General features: G+C 56.1%; 18 protein-coding genes and 1 pseudogene. 9 read left to right on the forward strand and 10 right to left on the reverse strand.

All coding sequences use genetic code 11. The annotated features are described in order from the left end of the window. Positions 1 to 237: 237 nt before the first annotated feature. Complete coding sequence (gene fdxA, locus RGU44_RS01470; protein ID WP_322180445.1) at positions 238 to 561, reverse strand: ferredoxin FdxA; 324 nt, start codon at positions 559 to 561, stop codon at positions 238 to 240. Positions 562 to 798: 237 nt separating this feature from the next. Continuing rightward, a complete protein-coding gene (gene mutS / locus RGU44_RS01475) occupies positions 799 to 3366 on the reverse strand; it encodes a DNA mismatch repair protein MutS (RefSeq protein WP_322182773.1) in 2568 nt (855 codons plus the stop codon). Positions 3367 to 3867: 501 nt separating this feature from the next. Between mutS and RGU44_RS01480 the strand changes: the two genes are divergently transcribed. The 3 genes from RGU44_RS01480 (at position 3868) to recX (ending at position 6021) form a co-directional block, all read left to right on the forward strand. Beyond that, complete coding sequence (locus RGU44_RS01480; protein WP_322180443.1) at positions 3868 to 4368, forward strand: CinA family protein; 501 nt, start codon at positions 3868 to 3870, stop codon at positions 4366 to 4368. Positions 4369 to 4453: 85 nt separating this feature from the next. Continuing rightward, a complete protein-coding gene (gene recA, locus RGU44_RS01485) occupies positions 4454 to 5545 on the forward strand; it encodes a recombinase RecA (RefSeq protein ID WP_322180441.1) in 1092 nt (363 codons plus the stop codon). 8 nt (positions 5546 to 5553) lie between these two features. Continuing rightward, positions 5554 to 6021, forward strand: coding sequence for a recombination regulator RecX (recX, locus tag RGU44_RS01490; protein ID WP_322180439.1), 468 nt, complete (start codon positions 5554 to 5556; stop codon positions 6019 to 6021). Positions 6022 to 6063: 42 nt separating this feature from the next. Here recX and RGU44_RS01495 read toward each other — a convergent pair whose 3' ends face one another. Then, positions 6064 to 7182: an LOG family protein gene (locus tag RGU44_RS01495; RefSeq protein WP_322180437.1), complete on the reverse strand. Its 1119-nt coding sequence runs from the start codon at positions 7180 to 7182 to the stop codon at positions 6064 to 6066. Between the two features lie 300 nt (positions 7183 to 7482). Then, positions 7483 to 7893 carry a quorum-sensing-regulated virulence factor family protein gene (locus tag RGU44_RS01500; RefSeq protein ID WP_322180435.1) on the reverse strand — a complete coding sequence of 137 codons (411 nt, stop codon included), beginning with the start codon at positions 7891 to 7893 and terminating at the stop codon, positions 7483 to 7485. A 254-nt stretch (positions 7894 to 8147) separates the two neighbouring features. On the opposite strand from RGU44_RS01500, the gene RGU44_RS01505 reads away from it, so the two are divergent. Beyond that, the gene (locus tag RGU44_RS01505) at positions 8148 to 8858 is read left to right on the forward strand and encodes a tRNA-uridine aminocarboxypropyltransferase (protein ID WP_322180433.1); all 711 of its coding nucleotides are present in this window, start codon (positions 8148 to 8150) and stop codon (positions 8856 to 8858) included. Here the strand turns inward: RGU44_RS01505 and RGU44_RS01510 are convergent. After that, positions 8853 to 9749 carry a DMT family transporter gene (locus RGU44_RS01510; protein ID WP_322215310.1) on the reverse strand — a complete coding sequence of 299 codons (897 nt, stop codon included), beginning with the start codon at positions 9747 to 9749 and terminating at the stop codon, positions 8853 to 8855. The two genes, RGU44_RS01505 and RGU44_RS01510, sit on opposite strands and share 6 nt — an antisense overlap. Before the next feature lie 223 nt (positions 9750 to 9972). Between RGU44_RS01510 and erdR the strand changes: the two genes are divergently transcribed. Continuing rightward, positions 9973 to 10620: a response regulator transcription factor ErdR gene (gene erdR / locus RGU44_RS01515; protein ID WP_219061272.1), complete on the forward strand. Its 648-nt coding sequence runs from the start codon at positions 9973 to 9975 to the stop codon at positions 10618 to 10620. A gap of 84 nt (positions 10621 to 10704) precedes the next feature. Beyond that, positions 10705 to 11070: a diacylglycerol kinase gene (locus RGU44_RS01520; protein WP_322180428.1), complete on the forward strand. Its 366-nt coding sequence runs from the start codon at positions 10705 to 10707 to the stop codon at positions 11068 to 11070. Positions 11071 to 11093: 23 nt separating this feature from the next. Here the strand turns inward: RGU44_RS01520 and RGU44_RS01525 are convergent, their stop codons facing one another. Continuing rightward, positions 11094 to 12020 (reverse strand): LysR family transcriptional regulator, encoded by a 927-nt coding sequence (locus RGU44_RS01525; protein ID WP_322180426.1) that lies wholly within the window; start codon positions 12018 to 12020, stop codon positions 11094 to 11096. Between the two features lie 121 nt (positions 12021 to 12141). Here RGU44_RS01525 and fpr point away from each other — a divergent pair, with 121 nt between their 5' ends. Beyond that, complete coding sequence (gene fpr / locus RGU44_RS01530; protein ID WP_219061275.1) at positions 12142 to 12921, forward strand: ferredoxin-NADP reductase; 780 nt, start codon at positions 12142 to 12144, stop codon at positions 12919 to 12921. A 74-nt stretch (positions 12922 to 12995) separates the two neighbouring features. Here the strand turns inward: fpr and tsaA are convergent, their stop codons facing one another. The 3 genes from tsaA to RGU44_RS01545 form a co-directional block, all read right to left on the reverse strand. Continuing rightward, positions 12996 to 13694 carry a tRNA (N6-threonylcarbamoyladenosine(37)-N6)-methyltransferase TrmO gene (gene tsaA, locus RGU44_RS01535; RefSeq protein ID WP_322215312.1) on the reverse strand — a complete coding sequence of 233 codons (699 nt, stop codon included), beginning with the start codon at positions 13692 to 13694 and terminating at the stop codon, positions 12996 to 12998. A 53-nt stretch (positions 13695 to 13747) separates the two neighbouring features. After that, on the reverse strand, positions 13748 to 14212 hold the full coding sequence (locus tag RGU44_RS01540; RefSeq protein WP_322215314.1) for a DUF1456 family protein: 465 nt from the start codon (positions 14210 to 14212) through the stop codon (positions 13748 to 13750). An 80-nt stretch (positions 14213 to 14292) separates the two neighbouring features. Beyond that, entirely contained in the window at positions 14293 to 15003 is a 711-nt protein-coding gene (locus RGU44_RS01545) for an rRNA pseudouridine synthase (RefSeq protein ID WP_322215316.1), read from the reverse strand. Between the two features lie 194 nt (positions 15004 to 15197). Here RGU44_RS01545 and RGU44_RS01550 point away from each other — a divergent pair, with 194 nt between their 5' ends. Beyond that, the gene (locus RGU44_RS01550) at positions 15198 to 16193 is read left to right on the forward strand and encodes an alpha/beta hydrolase (protein WP_322215318.1); all 996 of its coding nucleotides are present in this window, start codon (positions 15198 to 15200) and stop codon (positions 16191 to 16193) included. A gap of 28 nt (positions 16194 to 16221) precedes the next feature. Here the strand turns inward: RGU44_RS01550 and RGU44_RS01555 are convergent. Continuing rightward, a pseudogene (locus RGU44_RS01555) lies at positions 16222 to 16678 on the reverse strand (GNAT family N-acetyltransferase). 299 nt (positions 16679 to 16977) lie between these two features. Here RGU44_RS01555 and RGU44_RS01560 point away from each other — a divergent pair. Beyond that, positions 16978 to 19050 (forward strand): type VI secretion system Vgr family protein, encoded by a 2073-nt coding sequence (locus RGU44_RS01560; protein WP_322215321.1) that lies wholly within the window; start codon positions 16978 to 16980, stop codon positions 19048 to 19050. The last annotated feature ends 10 nt before the right edge of the window (positions 19051 to 19060 follow it).

Consider the following 19060-nt stretch of genomic DNA (forward strand, 5'->3'; position numbering starts at 1 on the left):
AACTGTGTCCAGGGATAGACACAGGCCGTTAAGGATGACAGTCAAGGACATCGCAGGATGCGATTCATCAGGATGATGAAAGGGATTACAGGGATTAAGGACAATATGGGCGGGTCATACCGCCCTTTTTTTTGCCTGCGGAAAACTGCCGGCGCAGCAGGGCCCGTTGGGCGGACCCTGTTTAAAGACTTAAAATACAAAAGGCCCCGGAGGGGCCTTTTGTAAGAGGAATACGACTTAGCGCTCTAGATCTTTGAGCTTGTCTTTGACGCCATCCCACTCTTCAGCATCGGGCAGGCCTTCTTTCTTCTCGGTGATATTCGGCCAGATTTCCGCTAACTCTACGTTCAACTGGATAAATACCTGCATATCCTCAGGCACTTCATCTTCCGAGAAGATTGCCTGTGCCGGGCACTCAGGCTCGCAAAGCGCACAATCGATGCACTCATCCGGGTGAATCACCAGGAAATTCGGGCCTTCGTAGAAGCAGTCCACCGGACACACTTCTACGCAGTCGGTGTACTTGCACTTGATGCAGTTGTCGGTGACGACGAAGGTCATTTCTAATTATCTCCTCAGGCGGCGGTAGCTGAGCCCTTCCAGCAGGGCTGCTAAGTTCGGGAACTTCCCAGGCCGTGTGAAACCAATACATTCAGTGGCAAGGCGCTTATACGGCATCGCGCCTTGCCCTACCGTGGTTCGTTCGCTTTCACGCGGCTCGGATAATCTGCGGAGTCAGGCTAAAAACCCGCAGCATCCCAAGCCGCGCGGGATTCTAACAGCTTGCAGCGATTGCCGTTAGATGCGCGTCTGCAAGACATACAATAACTCTAGCGCTTGGCGCGGTGTCAGGTCGTCTACTTTGGTTTTTGACAACTCTTCGAGTACCGGGTGCGGAAGGCTGGCGAACATATCGCTTTGCTGTGGGGTCGATGGTTTGCCAGGGACTGATCGGGGCGCCTCATGGGGCAGGCTCGTTGTTTCCAGACGCTGCAAGTGTTCCTTTGCGCGCAGTATGACCTTGGCTGGAACCCCCGCCAGCTGGGCGACTGCCAGGCCATAGCTTTGGCTGGCAGGTCCGGGCAAGACACGATGCAGGAAGACGATTCGTTCATTGTGCTCCGTGGCGTTCAGATGCACGTTTGCAACCAGCGGCTCGCTTTCCGGGAGTACAGTCAGCTCGAAATAGTGGGTGGCGAACAGCGTATAGGCGCGTAACTGGGCGAGACATTCTGCCGCAGCCCACGCCAGTGATAATCCGTCGAATGTGCTGGTGCCACGGCCGACTTCATCCATCAATACCAGGCTGCGGTCGGTCGCGTTATGCAGAATGTTCGCGGTTTCGCTCATTTCCACCATAAAGGTAGAACGGCCGCCTGCCAGGTCGTCGCTGGAACCGATCCGGGTAAAGATCCGATCCACCAACGACAGCTCGCAACTGGCTGCAGGTACGAAGCTGCCGATGTGAGCCAGCAAAACGATCAGGGCGGTCTGGCGCATGTATGTCGACTTACCGCCCATGTTCGGTCCGGTGATCACCAGCATTCGAGTGTTGTCATCAAGCGCCAGATCGTTGGCGACGAATGGACTGGTCAACACTTGCTCGACAACCGGGTGCCGGCCTTGTTCGATGCGCATGCACGGCTCATCGACGAAGCGTGGGCAGTTCAGGTCAAGGTTCAGCGCGCGCTCAGCCAGGTTGCTCAGTACGTCCAGTTCAGCCAATGCCGCAGCCGTGTCTTGCAAGGGCGCCAAATGACCGATCAGGTCTTCGAGCAACGCTTCGTAGAGCATCTTTTCGCGAGCCAGTGCGCGGCTCTTGGCTGACAGCGCCTTGTCTTCGAACGCCTTCAACTCAGGGGTGATGAAGCGCTCGGCGCCTTTGAGCGTCTGGCGTCGGATATAGTCGGCGGGCGCCTGCTCGGCTTGCTTGCTTGGCAGCTCGATAAAGTAGCCGTGAATCCGGTTGTAGCCGACCTTGAGGTTGGCCAGCCCCGTGCGGGCTTTTTCTCGGGCTTCCAGATCAATCAGAAACTGTCCGGCGTTTTCGCTGAGCGATTGCAGGTCGTCGAGCTCGGCGTCGTAGCCGGTTTTCAACACGCCGCCATCACGAATGACTGCAGGCGGGTTGTCGATGACAGCTCTTTGCAGCAGGTCCGCTAATTCCGGGTAGGTGCTGGTCGTCAGCGCCAGTTGCTGGAGGTGCGGTGCTTCCAAATCAGTCATTGCTCGTTGTAGCTCGGGCAATGCCGCCAGGGCGTCGCGCAGGCGGGCCAGATCACGCGGGCGTGCGTTGCGCAGGCCAATCCGGGCGAGAATCCGCTCGATATCGCCAATTTCCTTCAACTGCGGCTGCAGGTGTTCAAAGCGGTAACGTTCGAGCAGGCATGTGATCGAGCTTTGTCGGGCTTGCAGCACGCTCAAGTCACGTAACGGGCGATTCAGCCAGCGTGTCAGCAGGCGACTGCCCATGGCGGTCTGGCAGCGGTCCATGACCGATTGCAGAGTGTTTTCGCGTCCGCCTGCCAGATTGGTGTCCAGCTCCAGGTTGCGTCGACTGGCGCCATCGAGTACGACCGTATCATCCAGACGTTCATGGCGCAGGCTGCGCAAATGCGGGAGAGCGGTGCGCTGGGTTTCTTTGGCATAACCGAGCAGACAACCTGCGGCTCCGATAGCCAGTGTCAGGTTCTCGCAACCAAAGCCTTTGAGGTCCTGGGTAGAAAATTGCTGGCACAGGCTTTTAAACGCCGAATCGCGCTCGAAGTCCCACGGCGCACGACGCCGGGTCCCTCGTCGCTTCTCGGCGGGCAAGCCCTGTGGCCAATCATCGGGGATCATCAGCTCGACTGGATTGATGCGCTCCAGCTCCGCCAGCAGGTTTTCCCAGCCCTTGATTTCAAGAACACTGAAATTGCCACTGGTGATGTCCAGAACAGCGAGGCCAAACAGGCGTTCATCGCCCAATACCGCAGCAATCAGGTTGTCCCTGCGTTCGTCGAGTAGCGCTTCGTCGCTGACCGTGCCGGGTGTAATGATTCGCACGACCTGACGGTCCACCGGGCCTTTACTGGTCGCGGGATCGCCGACCTGTTCGCAGATCACTACCGACTCGCCGAGCTTCACCAGCTTCGCGAGATAGCCTTCGGCCGCATGGTAAGGAATCCCACACATAGGGATCGCCTGTCCCGCCGACTGGCCGCGCGCAGTCAACGTGATATCCAGCAGCTTGGAGGCTTTTTTGGCGTCTTCGTAGAAAATTTCGTAAAAGTCGCCCATGCGATAGAACATCAACTGATCAGGGTGTTGATTTTTCAACCGCCAATATTGCTGCATCATCGGGGTGTGGGAAGACAGGTCAGTCAATGCTTTATTCATCGGTTTTTTAGGCGAATTCGTCAAAAGTGTGGGCCAGATGTCGGGCGCCTTGCGGAGCTCATCGACGTGGATGAAGTCCTGTGCCCGTCTGTTTTTACAATGGGCGCAAGGTTAACACGCACGATCTTGCCTCGCAGAGTGGAGCCTGGCGAAAAGCCTGGTTACGACTTTGCGATGGGCTATTGCGCAGAGATGGCTACGCTTGCATTCAAGCTGTTTCATTCCAGAGAACAGCAGGAACAAGGATGTTCTTATGTCGAATAAACGTGGTCGAGATGCAGTCAATGGTCGCTTCATCTCTGTCGACGAGGCAAAAAAGCGCCCCAGAGAAACAATGATTGAAACCGTTAAAAAACCGGTCAAGAGAGGTCGGTAGCCATTCAATCGCGCGTGATCCAAGGGGCGGAGTGGTCGAATGCTTCTGTCCTTGCACGTATAAAAAGCTCGTGTACGGTGTCTCGTCTGACGTGCTGAAAATCGGAGAAGGTCGTGGATGATATTACCCAGCTTGCGGCTGTACTCGGCAAGCATCTGCAATCGTTGAAGGCGCAAGTAACCACCGCTGAATCCTGCACGGGGGGAGGGATTGCCGAGGCGATTACCCGTATACCCGGCAGCTCTACCTGGTTCGAGGCCGGTTATGTCACCTATTCGAACGCGCAAAAGACCCGTCAGTTGAACGTGCCAGCCGAACTGTTCGGTTCGGTGGGAGCGGTCAGCCGCGAAGTGGTCGAGGCCATGGTGTCGGGCGCACAGGAAAAAAGCGGGGCACAGTTTGCTGTCGCGGTCAGTGGCGTTGCCGGGCCTGATGGTGGCTCGGCGGACAAGCCGGTAGGGACGGTATGGCTTGCATGGGGCGCGGGACAGCAGCTCGTTTCCGAGCGCAGACAGTTTGACGGTGACCGTGATCAGGTCCGCCGACAAACGGTAAAGGCCGCGCTAGAGGGGCTGATACAGCTCGCGGCTGGAGAAATACTAAAACGGGGGTAGGCGAGCGCTCCACCCTGTGGAATAATACTGTCTACTTATACAGGTGTTGTGGCCGTCAGGCCTTATTGATTACGTGAGGACTTCAATGGACGAGAACAAGAAGAAAGCCTTGGCTGCGGCCTTGGGTCAGATCGAGCGTCAATTCGGCAAAGGTGCCGTTATGCGCATGGGGGATCATGACCGCCAGGCGATTCCTTCTATTTCTACCGGCTCACTCGGGTTGGATATCGCCCTCGGTATCGGTGGCTTGCCACGAGGCCGAATCGTTGAAATCTACGGTCCGGAGTCCTCGGGTAAAACCACGCTGACGCTTTCGGTTATCGCTCAAGCCCAAAAGCTGGGTGCTACCTGTGCATTCGTCGATGCTGAGCACGCGCTCGATCCAGAATACGCAGGCAAGCTTGGCGTCAATGTTGACGACCTGCTGGTGTCGCAACCCGATACCGGTGAGCAAGCGCTGGAAATCACCGACATGCTGGTGCGCTCCAACGCCGTCGACGTTATTGTGATCGACTCCGTAGCAGCCCTGGTTCCGAAAGCTGAAATCGAAGGCGAAATGGGTGACATGCACGTAGGCCTTCAGGCCCGTCTGATGTCACAGGCGTTGCGTAAAATCACCGGTAACATCAAGAACGCCAACTGCCTGGTCATCTTCATCAACCAGATCCGTATGAAGATTGGTGTGATGTTCGGTAGCCCGGAAACCACCACGGGCGGTAATGCGCTCAAGTTCTATGCTTCGGTCCGTCTGGACATCCGCCGTACTGGCGCGGTGAAAGAAGGTGATGAAGTTGTAGGCAGCGAAACCCGCGTCAAAGTCGTCAAGAACAAAGTAGCTCCGCCGTTTCGTCAGGCTGAGTTCCAGATTCTCTACGGCAAGGGTATTTACCTGAACGGCGAGATCATTGATCTGGCTGTACTTCACGGTTTTGTAGAGAAATCCGGTGCCTGGTACAGCTATCAGGGCAGCAAGATTGGTCAGGGCAAAGCCAACTCGGCCAAGTTCCTGGCGGATAATCCGGAAATTGGTGCGAACCTCGAGAAGCTGATTCGTGAAAAGCTGCTGACTCCGACTGCCGATACCAAGGCATCGCCTGCCGCCGACACCAAGGCATTACCTGTTAAAGGTGCCAAAATGGCTGCTGCTGATCTGGCCGAAACCGACGTCGATATCTGATACAGCCTATGACAGCGGTGCTTGATACGCCTGTCGCCGTAAGGCGTACTGCAATGGACCTGCTCGCACGTCGCGAGCACGGTCGAGTCGAGCTGGCGCGCAAGTTGCGTCAGCGCGGCGCCCCTCCTGAATTGATCGAACCTGCCCTTGACCGGCTTACGGAAGAAGGGTTGTTGTCCGAGTCGAGATACCTCGAAAGCTTCGTTTCTTACCGTGCTCGCTCGGGTCAAGGGCCTTTGCGCATCCGTGAAGAGCTTGGGCAGCGTGGCTTGCCACGAGCAGATATAGAGCAGGCATTACGCGAGAGTGGCTTCGACTGGCAGGCTCAGCTGGAAGAAACCTGGCGACGCAAGTTTGCCGGGAAGCTACCGGTGGACGCTCGCGAGCGTGCGAAGCAGGGACGTTTCCTTAGCTATCGGGGTTATCCGCTGGACATGATCGGCCGCTTGTTGAGCGGCCGGGGTGCGGATGACTGAGCGAAGTGGACAAGCCGCTGAGCTTGCCCGGGGCAGGACCCCTTACGTGACCTTTAGCGGTTCACGTACACGGGTTTGTTGCTGAGGAGGGGTTTTGGCCCAGCTTTCCGGTTTGTTGATGTAATCGACCAGTTCGCGCAGGCGACCCTGGTTTCTTCCATTAAAGTTAAACACCAGTCGCACAAGGTGGCTGAACTGCGGTTCGTCGTGCTCTTCACCCATGTACATATGCTGATGGAAGGTGTCACTCAGCCGCAAGTCGGCAAACGCCTCTTGTATGTAGTCGAGTGACTGCTGGTTGAGCGGGTGATTCATCCGAATCACAAACAGACTTTTCAGCCACCGGGTGGAATGGAAGTTGTTGTAGAACTGGTTGATTTCATCGACCGCTTCTTCCGCGCTGTAAACCAGTCGCAGCAACTTCATGTCGCTTGGCAAAATGTAATGATTGGCCTCCAGTTGATGGCTGATGAAATTAAGCGCCTCTTGCCAGAAGCTGCCACCGGGTGTGTCGAGTAAAACGACAGGCACAAGTGGGCTTTTGCCAGTCTGAATCAGCGTCAAGACTTCCAGCGCTTCATCCAGCGTGCCGAAACCGCCAGGGCATAGCACCAGTCCATTCGCTTCTTTAACGAAGAACAATTTGCGGATAAAGAAGAAGTGGAAAGGCAGCAGGTTGTCAGTGCCTTCAACGGTGGGATTTGCATGCTGCTCGAAAGGCAGGGTGATATTGAAGCCCAGGCTATGGTCGAGCCCCGCTCCTTCGTGTGCTGCGGCCATAATGCCGCCACCGGCACCAGTAATCACCATCAGGTCGGAGCGCGCCAAGGCGGCGCCTACTTCCCGTGCCAAGGCATACAGCGGATGTTCTACAGGTGTACGAGCCGAGCCGAACACGGTGACTTTACGACGGCTCTTGAATTGTTCCAGTATCCGGAAGGCGTGCTCAAGTTCACGCAATGCTTGCAGGGTTATCTTGGCGTTCCAGCGATTGCGGTCGTCCTGCGCCATGCGCAGAACAGTCAACATCATGTCGCGGTAGAGCGGTAGATTGGGGCTGTTGGGAGCAACCAGGCCGATATGTTCTTCAACCTTGCTGGTGAGGTCGAAACCATTGCTCTGGAAGTGTCGAGACAAAAAATCATTCGGTTCATAAGGCATTCAGACTTTCTCCTTCTGCAGAACCACTGATCGTGCCGACATGATCGACACGACCGCGACACATCGTGTGTCGCTGGCTGCCCAGACATTTGCCCGAGCATTACAGCTGGCTTTGGAGCGCCAGTTTCGCACGGATATCGTTACCGAGTGATCCATACTGATTCTGCTTATGTCCTTGGGTTAAAAGAAAAACATGGGTACTACGTAACAGTACGGGCAACCCCCTTTTTGCCCTGAAAATTTAAAAGCCTTTTAAATGTATAGACCCTGCTTGTCGCCGTATGAAATTTTTTACCGATACTATTTCTTCACCGCGCAATCAGCGGCTTTGAAAGCCTGGGTCGCAACCGGGCGGTTGGTTTTGTATTCGGTGAACTCATACTTGAGCAGTGCGCCCTTGGCCATGAGTTGACGGTAACCGGTGTTGTGGCAAACGCTGTCGCCCAATTGGCTGCGAACTGCGTCCGGGTTGCTGCGCATCTTCATGGCGTGGCTTTCGCGCACGCTAAGGTGATTGATCAAGACCTTTCCTTCAACCGTGTAACCCTGATCCAGAATGTCTTCATTGATCGCCCGCGGTGTGCCGACGCTGCTTTCCATAGCAACTTTTTCCAGCATTTTGCTCAGTTCGAAATCCTGCTTGGAGGCCGCTTCGGCGCAGAACGGTACTGCCAGCAAAAGCGAGAGGGAGGGGACGATAAGGCGCAGCATGAAACTCTCCTGATTCAGTGACTGGCCGTTGGACCAGCGACTTGAAAGTGCGTTCACTGCCGGGGTCGGTAACGACAAAACCGATCACACGCAGAGCGTGTTTGCCTGGGCAGGCTCGAATGGTCGTGCAGTATAAAGTAAACAAAGGGCAAGGAAACAAAGGGCGCGACATCGGCCTCTGATAAACTGCTTCGACTTTCTATCTGCCGAGATCCTGCTGTGTCGATACTTTGTATTTGTCGGCGTCATCCGCAATGAGTCATGCCGTTTCCCGGCTGCGAGCCCAACGCCTGGCGCGTAGTATCAAGCCTTTTACTGCTCGAGGCTCAAGGGCTGAGCGTTGCCCGGGGTGCCGGGTGATTTTCAGCTATTGCCTGTGCGCCTGGCGTCCGAAGGTGGCGGCCAAATCAGCCATGTGTCTGTTGATGTATGACGTCGAGCCGCTGAAACCGACCAATACGGGCTGGTTGATTGCCGATGTCATCGAAGAAACTCATGCGTACGGTTGGTCGCGGACTGAAGTCGATGCCGAATTACCGGCATTGCTCAATGATCCACAGTGGCAACCCTATATCGTGTTCCCCGGCGAGTTTGTCGCCAGCGAACGTGTGGTCACCGAGGTGAAGCTAGAAGAAGGCAAGCGCCCGCTTTTTATTCTGCTGGACGCAACCTGGAGCGAGGCACGCAAGATGTTTCGCAAGAGCCCGTATCTGGATCATTTTCCTGTGCTCAGCCTGGAGCCGGAACAGATTTCCCGCTATCGACTGCGTCGCTCAAAGCGTGATGATCATTTTTGCACCGCTGAAGTGGCGGCGCTGTGCCTTGAACTGGCCGAGGACAACACCGCCGGTGGCGTGCTGGACGCGTATCTGGATGTCTTCACCGCACACTATCTGGCAGCCAAACATCAGCTTCCGGTCGACCTCGACGATGCGTCGCATACTCATCTCAAGGCTTTTTTATAGGGCCATTACCGGCTCAGGTTTTTTTGGCCACAACTGTGCTAGCAGCATACCCGCAAGCATCAGCGCGCAACCGAGGTAGCCCTTCGGGTGCAGCGACTCTCCCAGCAGTAGCGCACCAGCAATGGCGGCAAAGACGGCTTCGAGGGAAAGAATAATCGCCGCATGGGAGGCGATAGCATCTTTTTGTGCAACGACTTGCAGGGTATAACCGATCCCCACGGCAACCACGCCGCCGTACAGCAGGGCAGGGCCGGCGGCGATGATCGACTGCAACTGTATGTCTTCGAAAATCAGCGCCAGGATCAGGCTGATGACCGAGCAGGTCAGAAATTGCAGGAACGCGAGGCGGATCGCGTCGTGGCGGCTGGCAAAAACGCCGACCAGGATTACATGTCCGCCCCAGACAAAGGCCCCGATCAATTGCAACCAATCACCTGAGGCGACGTGGAAATTGTCCCCGACACTGAGCAGGAACATGCCCGCCACTGCCAGCCCTGCGCCAAGCCAGGTGCCTGTTCCGGTCTTGTGGCCCAGCAGCAGGCCCAGGAGCGGAACTACAATGACATAAAGACCGGTGATGAATCCGGCGTTGGTCACGCTGGTAAACAGTAGGCCGACTTGTTGCAGGTTGATGCCTGTGCACAATGCCAGCCCCATCACAATGCCACCGAGCAGTAGGCCGCGCGTCATTAGAGGCTCGGGCTTTGCAGCGCCGGAGCGACGGAGGAGCAGCAGGGGCAACAAGCATAACGAGCCAAGGGCGAAGCGCAGGCCTGTATAGAGATATGGCCCAATATGGTCCATGCCTGAAGTTTGCGCGACAAAGCCGGAGCCCCAGATCATTGCGGTGATCAGCATTAACAGGTCGGCCCGCAGGGCTTGTTTTCGCATGATGACGCTCTAGTTGGGAGGGTGCAGACTTTGCCGTAAAGCGTTGAACTTGACCACCCCGACTTCGCTCGTCATCCTTGTCACCGAAATAACGCTTGAACGCTGGTTTTTGTAAGTCTTGGCGTTGAACGTACCGTGTTGGTACCGTGAGTTTGCTGGCATCGATGGATGCCTTCGTGAGCGCTGAATCCATTAGTGCTCACCTAAACAGGATCATTGATAAATGACATACGAAATCCTGATTGCTGATGACCACCCTTTGTTTCGCAGTGCACTGCGTCAGGCCTTGAGTCTGGGGTTGGGTCCTGAGGCTAAGTTAGTTGAAGCCGAAAGCATTGCCGAGCTTGAAAGCTGTCTGACCGATAAGGCAGATTGGGACTTGGTGTTGCTGGACTTGAACATGCCTGGCGCTTACGGATTTTCTGGCCTGGTCCTGTTGCGCGGACAGTACCCGCAAATCCCGGTGGTGATGGTGTCGGCGCAAGAAGAGGCATCCATCGTGGTTCGCTCGCGCGAGTTTGGCGCCAGTGGCTTTATTCCCAAGTCCAGTTCTCTTGAGACCATTCAGCAGGCCGTACGTACGGTGCTTGATGGCGATGTCTGGTGGCCGCCGCAAGTCAATGAAGCCATCAGCGTTTCGGCTGAAGCCAAGGCTGCCAGTGCAGGTCTGGCGAGTCTCACTCCCCAGCAGTTCCGGGTATTGACCATGGTCTGCGAGGGGTTGCTGAACAAGCAGATCGCCTACGAACTCAGTGTTTCGGAAGCCACGATCAAGGCTCATGTCACGGCGATTTTTCGCAAACTCAATGTTCGCACTCGCACACAGGCTGCTTTGCTCTTGCAGCAAATGGAATCAATTCCGGCCAACTAAATGCTGTATTCGGCCCGGATGCTCACGCTTTTTTGACTTTTGTTAAATTAGCCTTCCTTGTCTTTTTTACGCAGTTACCCATCTATGTCGCCCTTTAAAGGCCAAACAGGCCTGAAACGTATCTTCAACGCTACCGGCTATTCGTTTGATGGTTTGCGTGCCGCCTACACAGGTGAAGCTGCATTTCGTCAGTTGGTGCTCCTCAACGTGATCCTGATACCTCTGGCCTTCATGTTCAATGTCAGTCGGGGTGAGCGTGCGGTTCTGATTGCCGTATGCCTGCTGGCGCTGATTGTTGAGTTGCTCAACTCCGCTGTTGAGGCGGCCATTGACCGGATTTCGCTGGATTTGCACCCATTGTCGAAAAACGCCAAGGACATGGGCAGCGCGGCGCAATTCATTGCGTTGGGTATGATCGGCCTGGTGTGGGGTGTGATTCTGCTGGGTTGATGGTTCGCGGATAGCTGGATGGCTCAGGCAATACTCGGCAGCACTATTTCGTCGCTACGCTGAACCCCTGCGGTGAATGCGCGACACAGGTCGAGAAATTCGCGCATGGCAGAGGTCTGGTACTTCTGCTTGTGCCAGATGAAATAGAACTGCCGCGACAGGTCCAGCTCCGGGGTTTCCACCGCCACTAGGCTACCGCGGCGGATGGCATCGCGCAGTGCCAGACGAGAAATACAGCCAATACCCAAACCAGACTCGACTGCTCGCTTGATAGCTTCGGTGTGTTCCAGCTCTAAACGCACATTCAGGGCGTTGCGGTGGTGGCGCATGGCTTGATCGAAAGTCAGGCGGGTGCCTGAACCTTGCTCCCTGAGGATCCAGGCTTCCTGGGTCAGTTCCTCCAGGGTGGCGTGTCCGCGTTTAGCCAGAGGGTGCTGCGGGGCGCAGAAAACCACCAGTTCGTCTTCGACCCACGTCTGAACTTCGATGTCGGGATGGGTACAATCACCCTCGATCAGACCTAGATCAATTTCGTAATGGGCAACCTGCTGCACAATATTCGCTGTGTTTTGCACGCTCAGCTTCACTTGGCTCTCGGGATGGCGCTGCATGAAACTGCCGATCAAGAGCGTGGCCAAATAATTGCCAATGGTGAGCGTGGCGCCGACTGCCAATGAACCGAAGCCGGATTTGCCATTGAACAGGTCCTCGATCTCCTTGGCCTGATCCAGCAGCGCTACCGCTTGTGGCAGTAGCTGGCGGCCCGTTGCGTTCAGGCTCAAGCGTTTGCCGGCGCGATCAAATAATTGGCAGCTGGATTGACGCTCCAGCTCAGTGATAGAGGTGCTGGCCGCTGATTGCGAGAGTGACAAAAGCCCGGCAGCGCGCGAGACGCTTTCCTGCTGAGCGACGGCGACGAAGACTTGAAGTTGACGCAGAGTAAATCGCATATCTATATAACCGATAATCCATATCTTAATAATTCATTTAACAGATATTGTGCTTGCCACTAGAATGACGCGCAATAGCGCTCAGAGTCAGCGCGAGCGAAATTTTCCGGAGCCCCCGTACATGAGCAACATGAATCACGAGCGTGTCCTGAGCGTCCATCACTGGAACGACACCCTCTTTAGTTTCAAGTGCACCCGTGATCCAGGTTTGCGCTTCGAGAACGGTCAGTTCGTCATGATCGGTCTTCAGCAGCCGAACGGGCGCCCGCTCATGCGCGCTTACTCGATCGCCAGCCCGAACTGGGAAGAGCATCTGGAATTCTTCAGCATCAAGGTGCCTGATGGTCCCCTGACGTCGCAGTTGCAGCATTTGAAGGAAGGCGACGAGATCATCATCAGCAAGAAACCGACCGGCACTCTGGTGCTGGACGATCTCAAGCCGGGCAAGCACCTGTATCTGCTCAGCACAGGAACGGGGCTGGCGCCGTTCATGAGCGTCATTCAGGACCCGGAAACGTATGAGCGCTTCGAGAAGGTCATTCTCTGCCACGGCGTACGTTACGTGAACGAGGTTGCCTACCACGAGTTCATCACTGAGCACTTGCCGCAGAATGAGTTTTTTGGTGAAGCATTGCGTGAAAAGCTGATTTATTACCCAACCGTGACGCGTGAGCCGTTCGAGAATCAGGGCCGCCTGACCGACCTGATGCGCAGCGGCAAGCTGTTCAGGGACATCGGTCTGCCGCCGATCAACCCTGAGGATGATCGTGCAATGCTGTGTGGCAGCCCGAGCATGCTCGATGAGACCAGTGAAGTTCTCAACAGCTTTGGCTTGAAGGTGTCCCCGCGCATGCGTGAGCCTGGCGATTACCTGATCGAGCGCGCCTTCGTCGAGAAGTAAGGTCAGCCGATTCAGAAAAAACCCGCTTCGGCAGTCAATGGCCGAGCGGGTTTTTTCTTTTGCGGCATGTTGCTTCACTGTGTCGCAGGCACGACCTCAAGCACGCGTATCAGCCCGTTTTGCGGGTAATGCCAGCGCACATCAAGATCCCAGAGCTGTGTGCCGTAGCGGCGCTCTGGTGTCGGTACCTGGTAAGCCGGGCGTGGATCCTGCGCCAGACATTGCTCAATCAGCTCGACCAATGGCTCATTCAGACGTTGCGCGTGTTCACGGGCCTGAAGCAACGCGCTGCCTTCCCATTGCACTGGAATCAACTTCGGCGCGGCACTGGCAATGGTGTTTGTGGCGCCCTCGACGCTATCGGCGTAGGGCACATACGGTTTGATGTCCAGCACCGGAGTGCCGTCCAGCAAGTCGATGCCCGAGACCCAAAGGCGCCCAGGCTCTACCTTCTCCAGCTTCACCACCGACTGACCAATGCCGTTAGGGCGATGAGTCGCACGCGTCGCGAACACGCCCATGGTCTGGTTGCCTCCGAGGCGCGGCGGGCGAACCTTCAGGCGCGGCTTTTCTTCCAGAGTCTGATGGAAAAGAAAAAGTAGCCAGATATGGCTGACCTGCTCAAGCCCTTGCACGGCGTCGGCATGGTCGAAGGGTGCCACCAACTCCAGGACGCCACGCGCAGCGGGAGCCAGTTGAGGCTGCCGGGGGATGGCGAATTTTTCCTTGAAGCAGGAGCGCATGAAGCCGACGGGGGAGACGTTGTAAGTCATGGTCATGATCTTGGGTCGAGGTCCGTCGGGTCATCCGTTTTGAAGCAGGGGACTCAGGCGCGAATGCGTAGCGTCAGGCCCTTGAGGAAGTTGCGCAGCAGCTGGTCGCCGCAGGTCCGGTAGTTGCTGTGGCCGAACTTGCGGAACAGCGCGCTCAGCTCAGGCTTGGACACCGGAAACTCGGCCGCCTTGAGAATGGCGTGCATGTCGTCTTCCTTGAGTTCGAAAGCAACCCGCAGTTTTTTCAGCACGGTGTTGTTGGTCACCGGCACTTCGATTTTTTGCGGGGCGCGGCTGTCGTCCTTGCCGCGCTTGAAGATCACCAGGCCATCGAGAAAATGCGCCATGACTTCATCGCTGCAATTCAGATAGCCTTCTTCTTCCTCGTCCTTTTTCATGAAGGCGATCACGTCGTCCTTGGACACGTCCAGGCCACCCAGCTTGATGATCTCCACGACTTTGCCATCGCTGATATCGAGCATGTAGCGAACGCTACGCAGTACGTCGTTGTTCATCATGGTTTACGGTCCTGATAAGTCTGATGTGAACGTCGCACGGGAAGCCTGTGCGACGCTGAAATGTGAGGGTGCAAGCCGGCTTAGAATTTTTCCTTGCCGGACAGGTAGCGCCATTGGCCTTCTGGCAGCTTGCCCATGGACACACCGCCGATGCGGATGCGTCGAAGGGACACGACCTTGAGGCCGACGCTTTCACACAGTTGGGCAATGACGCCGGGCTGGGGGTTCTTCATGGCGAAGCGCAGGCGGTTTTCGTTCTGCCAGCTGGCTTTTACTGCCGGTAGTTCCTTGCCCTTGTAAGTCAGGCCGTGGTTGAGGCGATTGAGGCCATGGGCTGCCATGGTTCCTTCGATCTCGACCACGTATTCCTGTTCGATCTTGCTGCGATCGTCGGTCAACTTGCGCAGTATTTTCCAGTCTTGACTGAAGACCATCAACCCGCTGGCGTTGGCTTGCAGGGTCGAAATGGGCGACAGGCGCATGAAGTGCCCTTTTAGGGGGCGCTTACCGTACCGATGCTCTTCGGACAAGGTGCCGGGGGTGATCAGTTGCAGCGCGCTTTCGGCGTCGATGTTCGCCGGTTGATGCAAGAGAATGGTCACTGATTCCGGAGCTGTTGCTTTTGCCTCGGGGTCGAGCTCGATTTTCTGGTTATCGACTTTGAACTGCGGTTCTTCAATGACTTCACCGTCAACCGTGACCCAACCGCCTTCGATAAACAGTTCAGCCTCCCGGCGGGAGCAGCCGACCAGCTCGACAAGGCGTTTGGAAAGGCGAATGGGGTCTGTCATGACAAAGAGCCGTTACTTAAGGGGAAAGACGGCTATTGTACCCGCGCACGCAGTGTTAATCGCGGCCACATTGAAAATGCCTTCAAGATAGGTGGTCGTTCTGTGCTTTTTCGTTAGCGAAAGGCCATCCAGGAACCCATCGCGGGTGACGCCTGGTCCTGATTGGCTAAAGCGTGTTCCCTGGAGTCTGGTTTATGTCCAAATGGCTTGCCGCATTGATAATGAGCGTCAGCTTGCCGTTGTTCGCTGCTGAAACGCCGTCCTACGGCCCGCAATTGCAAGGTTTCGAGTATCCCTATCCAGCACAGAATTTTGCTTTTGAGTCTCAGGGTGAACAGATACAGATGGGCTACATGGACATCAAACCGTCCCATACGTCCAATGGGCGCACCGTTGTGCTGCTGCACGGCAAGAATTTTTGTGGCGCGACCTGGGGAGGGACAATCAAACCGTTGAGCGACGCGGGGTACCGGGTAGTTGCGCCTGATCAGATCGGTTTCTGTCGGTCGAGTAAACCTGAACATTACCGCTATACGTTCGAGCAATTGGCGCAGAACACCAACGCGCTGCTCACCCATCTGGGCATAGACCACGTCATTGTGCTCGGGCATTCCATGGGCGGTATGTTGGCTACCCGTTTTGCATTGATGTACCCGCAACAGGTCGACCAACTGGTCTTGGTCAACCCCATCGGTCTTGAGGACTGGAAAGCCAAAGGCGTGCCTGCTCTCACGTTCGAGCAATGGTATGCGCGCGACTTGAAAACCAATGCCGACAGCATCCGCAAATACCAGCAGGCGACTTATTACGCCAACCAATGGCGCCCGGAGTTCGATCATTGGGTCGATATGCAAGCGGGCATGTACAACGGCAAGGGGCGTGACGAGGTGGTCCGCGCCTCGGCACAGACCTACGAGATGATTTTCAATCAGCCGGTGTTCTACGCGTTCGAACGCCTGAAAATGCCCACCCTGTTAATGATCGGGCAAAAGGACAACACCGCCATCGCCAAAGACCTGGCCTCCGAAGCATTGCGCAAGACATTGGGTAACTATCCCGAACTAGGCAAGGCCGTGGCCAAGCGCATTCCTCATGCAACGCTGTTTGAGTTCGACACGCTGGGGCATGCGCCACAAATCCAGGACCCAGAGCACTTCAACAAGGCCCTGATTGACAGTTTGCTTGACTGATCGTGATGGCATGCAGCGCAGGCTTCATTCAATGGGGCCTGCTCAGTCGCATGTGCAGTAACGGGTAAGGCATGACCCATGCCATCCACCTCCGAACGACCGATTACCTCAAACCCCTGCTTGAGGTAGAACCCCAGCGCTTGAAGGTTTTGCTCGTTGACGTCCAGTTGATCGGCGTGGAAGTGCTCAATAGCATGAGCGAGCAGCAACTTGCCCAGTCCTTGGCCGCGGTGCTCAGGATCGATGAACAGCATTTCGACCTTGCCCGCGGCAATTCCGGCGAAACCGGTGATTCGTTGCCGAGTGTCTTTGCTGCAAATCAGCATCACCGCATCCAGATACTGATTGAGCACCATGCTCTTGAGCATAGAGATATAGGAGCTGGGCAAGAAATCATGGGTGGCCCGCACCGAGTCTTCCCAGATGCGGGCGAGCTCCGGGTAATCACTCTGTCGTGGCGTATGAATGACCGAATGACTGCGCATACAACCTGTCTCCTTAGGCAAAAGTGTCGGTCCGTGACTCGGCAGCTTTTTAATGTCGATTTTTTTGAAGTGTGATCTTGTGTTGATTAAATCTAATAGAAAAAAAACAGCTTGTTGGTGATTTTTTGTAGGGGCTCTGATTGTCGAGTCTGCCACGTTTTCCTGACAGGTTTCGACGGTGTCGGATCAAGCCCACTCGATATCGGGAAGAGTCTTACGTGTTCCTTGCAGTGTGACTGGCATTCGCTGAGTCTGTTTTCAATGACACTGCGTGCCCCTTCCAACACGAAGATGCGCGCATGTCTCATCCCGGCCTTACCCCGAAGCTCTCTCTGGACATCAACGGGCAGCAGCAAACTGACTTGCAGGTGTTGAGTTTTCACGGGACCGAGGCGCTGAGCCGATCCTATGAAATCAACATCGAACTGGTGAGCAGGCGCTCATCCCACGCGTTGGACGGCTTGCTGCATAAAGCGGCCTACCTGAGATTCGGGGCGCAAGGGCAGGGGTTGCACGGTCATATTTATGCGATCCGCAAAGGCAAAACAGGCGGGGCGTTCACCCATTACCATCTGGTGCTGGCGCCTTATCTGGCTTTTCTGGAACATTCGAGCCATCGCCGTTCGTTCCAGAAAATGACCGTGCCGGAGATCATTCTTGAGGTGCTGAAAGGGCATCGCATGCTGAAGGGCACCGATGCATCGTTCGACCGCATCACGGGGAGCGTGGCGCCGCGCGACTACTGCGTGCAGTACGACGAGTCGGACCTGCACTTTCTCAGCCGGTTATGCGAAGAAGAGGGGATTTTCTATCGGTTTGAGCACACGCCAGACAGTCATTGCCTGATCTTTGCCGACGATGAAACCCGATTCCCGCAGCAATCTCCGCAGGTGTTGCCGTTCAAACCGGCCAGCGGCCTGGTGGCCGAAGGTCCGGTGGTCAAGGCCTTTGGCGTACGTCTTACCGCCCAAACCAATCATGTCGCCCTGCGCGACCATGACTTCAAACAGACCCATATCCCGCTGCAGAGCCTGCAAAATCCCCTGCGAACCCAGGCGCAATGGGAGAGCGGCGAAGTCCCCAAATACGGTCCCTACCTGGAGGATTACGTCTACCCCGGGAATTTCGAAGAGCGGCGGCGCGGTGACGTTTTATCCAAGCGTGCGCTTGAGCGCCATCAAACCGGGTTTCGCCTGGCGGATGGTGAGAGTGATGCGCCGCTTTTACGCAGTGGATCGCGCGTGCACCTGGTGCCGGATTACGACCCCGAAACCCACTGGGTGCTGGTTTTTGTACAGCATGAAGCAAGACAGCCGCAGGTGCTCGAAGAACTGGCCGACAGCAGCCCGGTTGAAGACGGGCGCATCGTTCAGGGGTACCGCAACACCTTCACCGCCATTGCGGAAGCGGTCCAGTTCCGTCCGGCGCTGGAGCACCCGAAACCGCGAATCCACAGCACCCAGACCGCCAGGGTCACCGGTCCTGTGAATGAAGAAATCTACTGCGACACATTCGGTCGGGTCAAAGTCAAATTCCACTGGGACCGCAGCGAACAGGACGATGAAACAACCAGTTGCTGGGTGCGGGTTGCGTCCAGTTGGGCAGGCGATGGGTATGGCGCCGTCACCATTCCCCGAGTGGGCATGGAGGTGCTGGTTTCCTACTTGGAAGGGGACGCCGACAGGCCGGTTATCGTCGGCTGTTTGCCCAATAACCTGAACCCCGTTGCGTATGGACTGCCTGAGAACAAGACCAAAAGCATCTTTCGCAGCCGGAGTTCCAGTGCAAGTACCGGTTTCAACGAAGTTCATTTTGACGACAAGAGCGGGGCGGAACGGGTCTACCTGCGTGCCCAGCGCGACTTGGAACAGTTGATCCAGAACGACAGCCGGACTGAAATTGGCGGTCAGCGTCTGGAAACCATCAAGGGCAACAGTACCTCGGTACTCAAAAGTGAGGAACACCGGACCCTCACCGGCGAGCGCAAGGTTCAGTTGCTGGCGGGCGATCACCTGCAGGTGGCAGGCAGCAGCCACACCCGTGTGGGTCAGGTGTTGGTGAAAGAAGCCGGATTCGAGGTGCACCTCAAATCCGGCGTTAACCTCGTCATTGATGCTGGCGTCAGCCTTACGTTGAAAGCGGGTGGTCAACACATCCTCATCAGCCCTGCCGGGATTTTCAGCAGCGTGCCGATCGTGTTGGGCGGGGTGCCAGTGCCGGGAATAGCGGCGATACCATTGATGCCGGGGCAGGTTCAGCCCCTGGTTGCCGGCAGCGTTGCTGCATCGCAGGGGCAAGTCGAAAAAATCCTCAGTGGACAGCTGACGTGCCCGTTGTGCGAGATGAACACGCCGGTCCCGAAGAGCGTTTAAGGTGACAAGC

It is taken from the genome of Pseudomonas sp. 5C2 (assembly GCF_034314155.1).
GTDB lineage: Bacteria > Pseudomonadota > Gammaproteobacteria > Pseudomonadales > Pseudomonadaceae > Aquipseudomonas.

What these genes read in the sequence shown, in the direction of transcription:
- fdxA (WP_322180445.1), bottom strand. Translation starts at nt 561, where the DNA reads ATGACCTTCGTCGTCACCGACAACTGCATCAAGTGCAAGTACACCGAC.
- recA (WP_322180441.1), top strand. Translation starts at nt 4,454, where the DNA reads ATGGACGAGAACAAGAAGAAAGCCTTGGCTGCGGCCTTGGGTCAGATC.
- recX (WP_322180439.1), top strand. Translation starts at nt 5,554, where the DNA reads ATGACAGCGGTGCTTGATACGCCTGTCGCCGTAAGGCGTACTGCAATG.
- RGU44_RS01495 (WP_322180437.1), bottom strand. Translation starts at nt 7,182, where the DNA reads ATGCCTTATGAACCGAATGATTTTTTGTCTCGACACTTCCAGAGCAAT.
- RGU44_RS01500 (WP_322180435.1), bottom strand. Translation starts at nt 7,893, where the DNA reads ATGCTGCGCCTTATCGTCCCCTCCCTCTCGCTTTTGCTGGCAGTACCG.
- RGU44_RS01505 (WP_322180433.1), top strand. Translation starts at nt 8,148, where the DNA reads ATGAGTCATGCCGTTTCCCGGCTGCGAGCCCAACGCCTGGCGCGTAGT.
- RGU44_RS01510 (WP_322215310.1), bottom strand. Translation starts at nt 9,749, where the DNA reads ATGCGAAAACAAGCCCTGCGGGCCGACCTGTTAATGCTGATCACCGCA.
- erdR (WP_219061272.1), top strand. Translation starts at nt 9,973, where the DNA reads ATGACATACGAAATCCTGATTGCTGATGACCACCCTTTGTTTCGCAGT.
- RGU44_RS01520 (WP_322180428.1), top strand. Translation starts at nt 10,705, where the DNA reads ATGTCGCCCTTTAAAGGCCAAACAGGCCTGAAACGTATCTTCAACGCT.
- RGU44_RS01525 (WP_322180426.1), bottom strand. Translation starts at nt 12,020, where the DNA reads ATGCGATTTACTCTGCGTCAACTTCAAGTCTTCGTCGCCGTCGCTCAG.
- fpr (WP_219061275.1), top strand. Translation starts at nt 12,142, where the DNA reads ATGAGCAACATGAATCACGAGCGTGTCCTGAGCGTCCATCACTGGAAC.
- tsaA (WP_322215312.1), bottom strand. Translation starts at nt 13,694, where the DNA reads ATGACTTACAACGTCTCCCCCGTCGGCTTCATGCGCTCCTGCTTCAAG.
- RGU44_RS01540 (WP_322215314.1), bottom strand. Translation starts at nt 14,212, where the DNA reads ATGATGAACAACGACGTACTGCGTAGCGTTCGCTACATGCTCGATATC.
- RGU44_RS01545 (WP_322215316.1), bottom strand. Translation starts at nt 15,003, where the DNA reads ATGACAGACCCCATTCGCCTTTCCAAACGCCTTGTCGAGCTGGTCGGC.
- RGU44_RS01550 (WP_322215318.1), top strand. Translation starts at nt 15,198, where the DNA reads ATGTCCAAATGGCTTGCCGCATTGATAATGAGCGTCAGCTTGCCGTTG.
- RGU44_RS01560 (WP_322215321.1), top strand. Translation starts at nt 16,978, where the DNA reads ATGTCTCATCCCGGCCTTACCCCGAAGCTCTCTCTGGACATCAACGGG.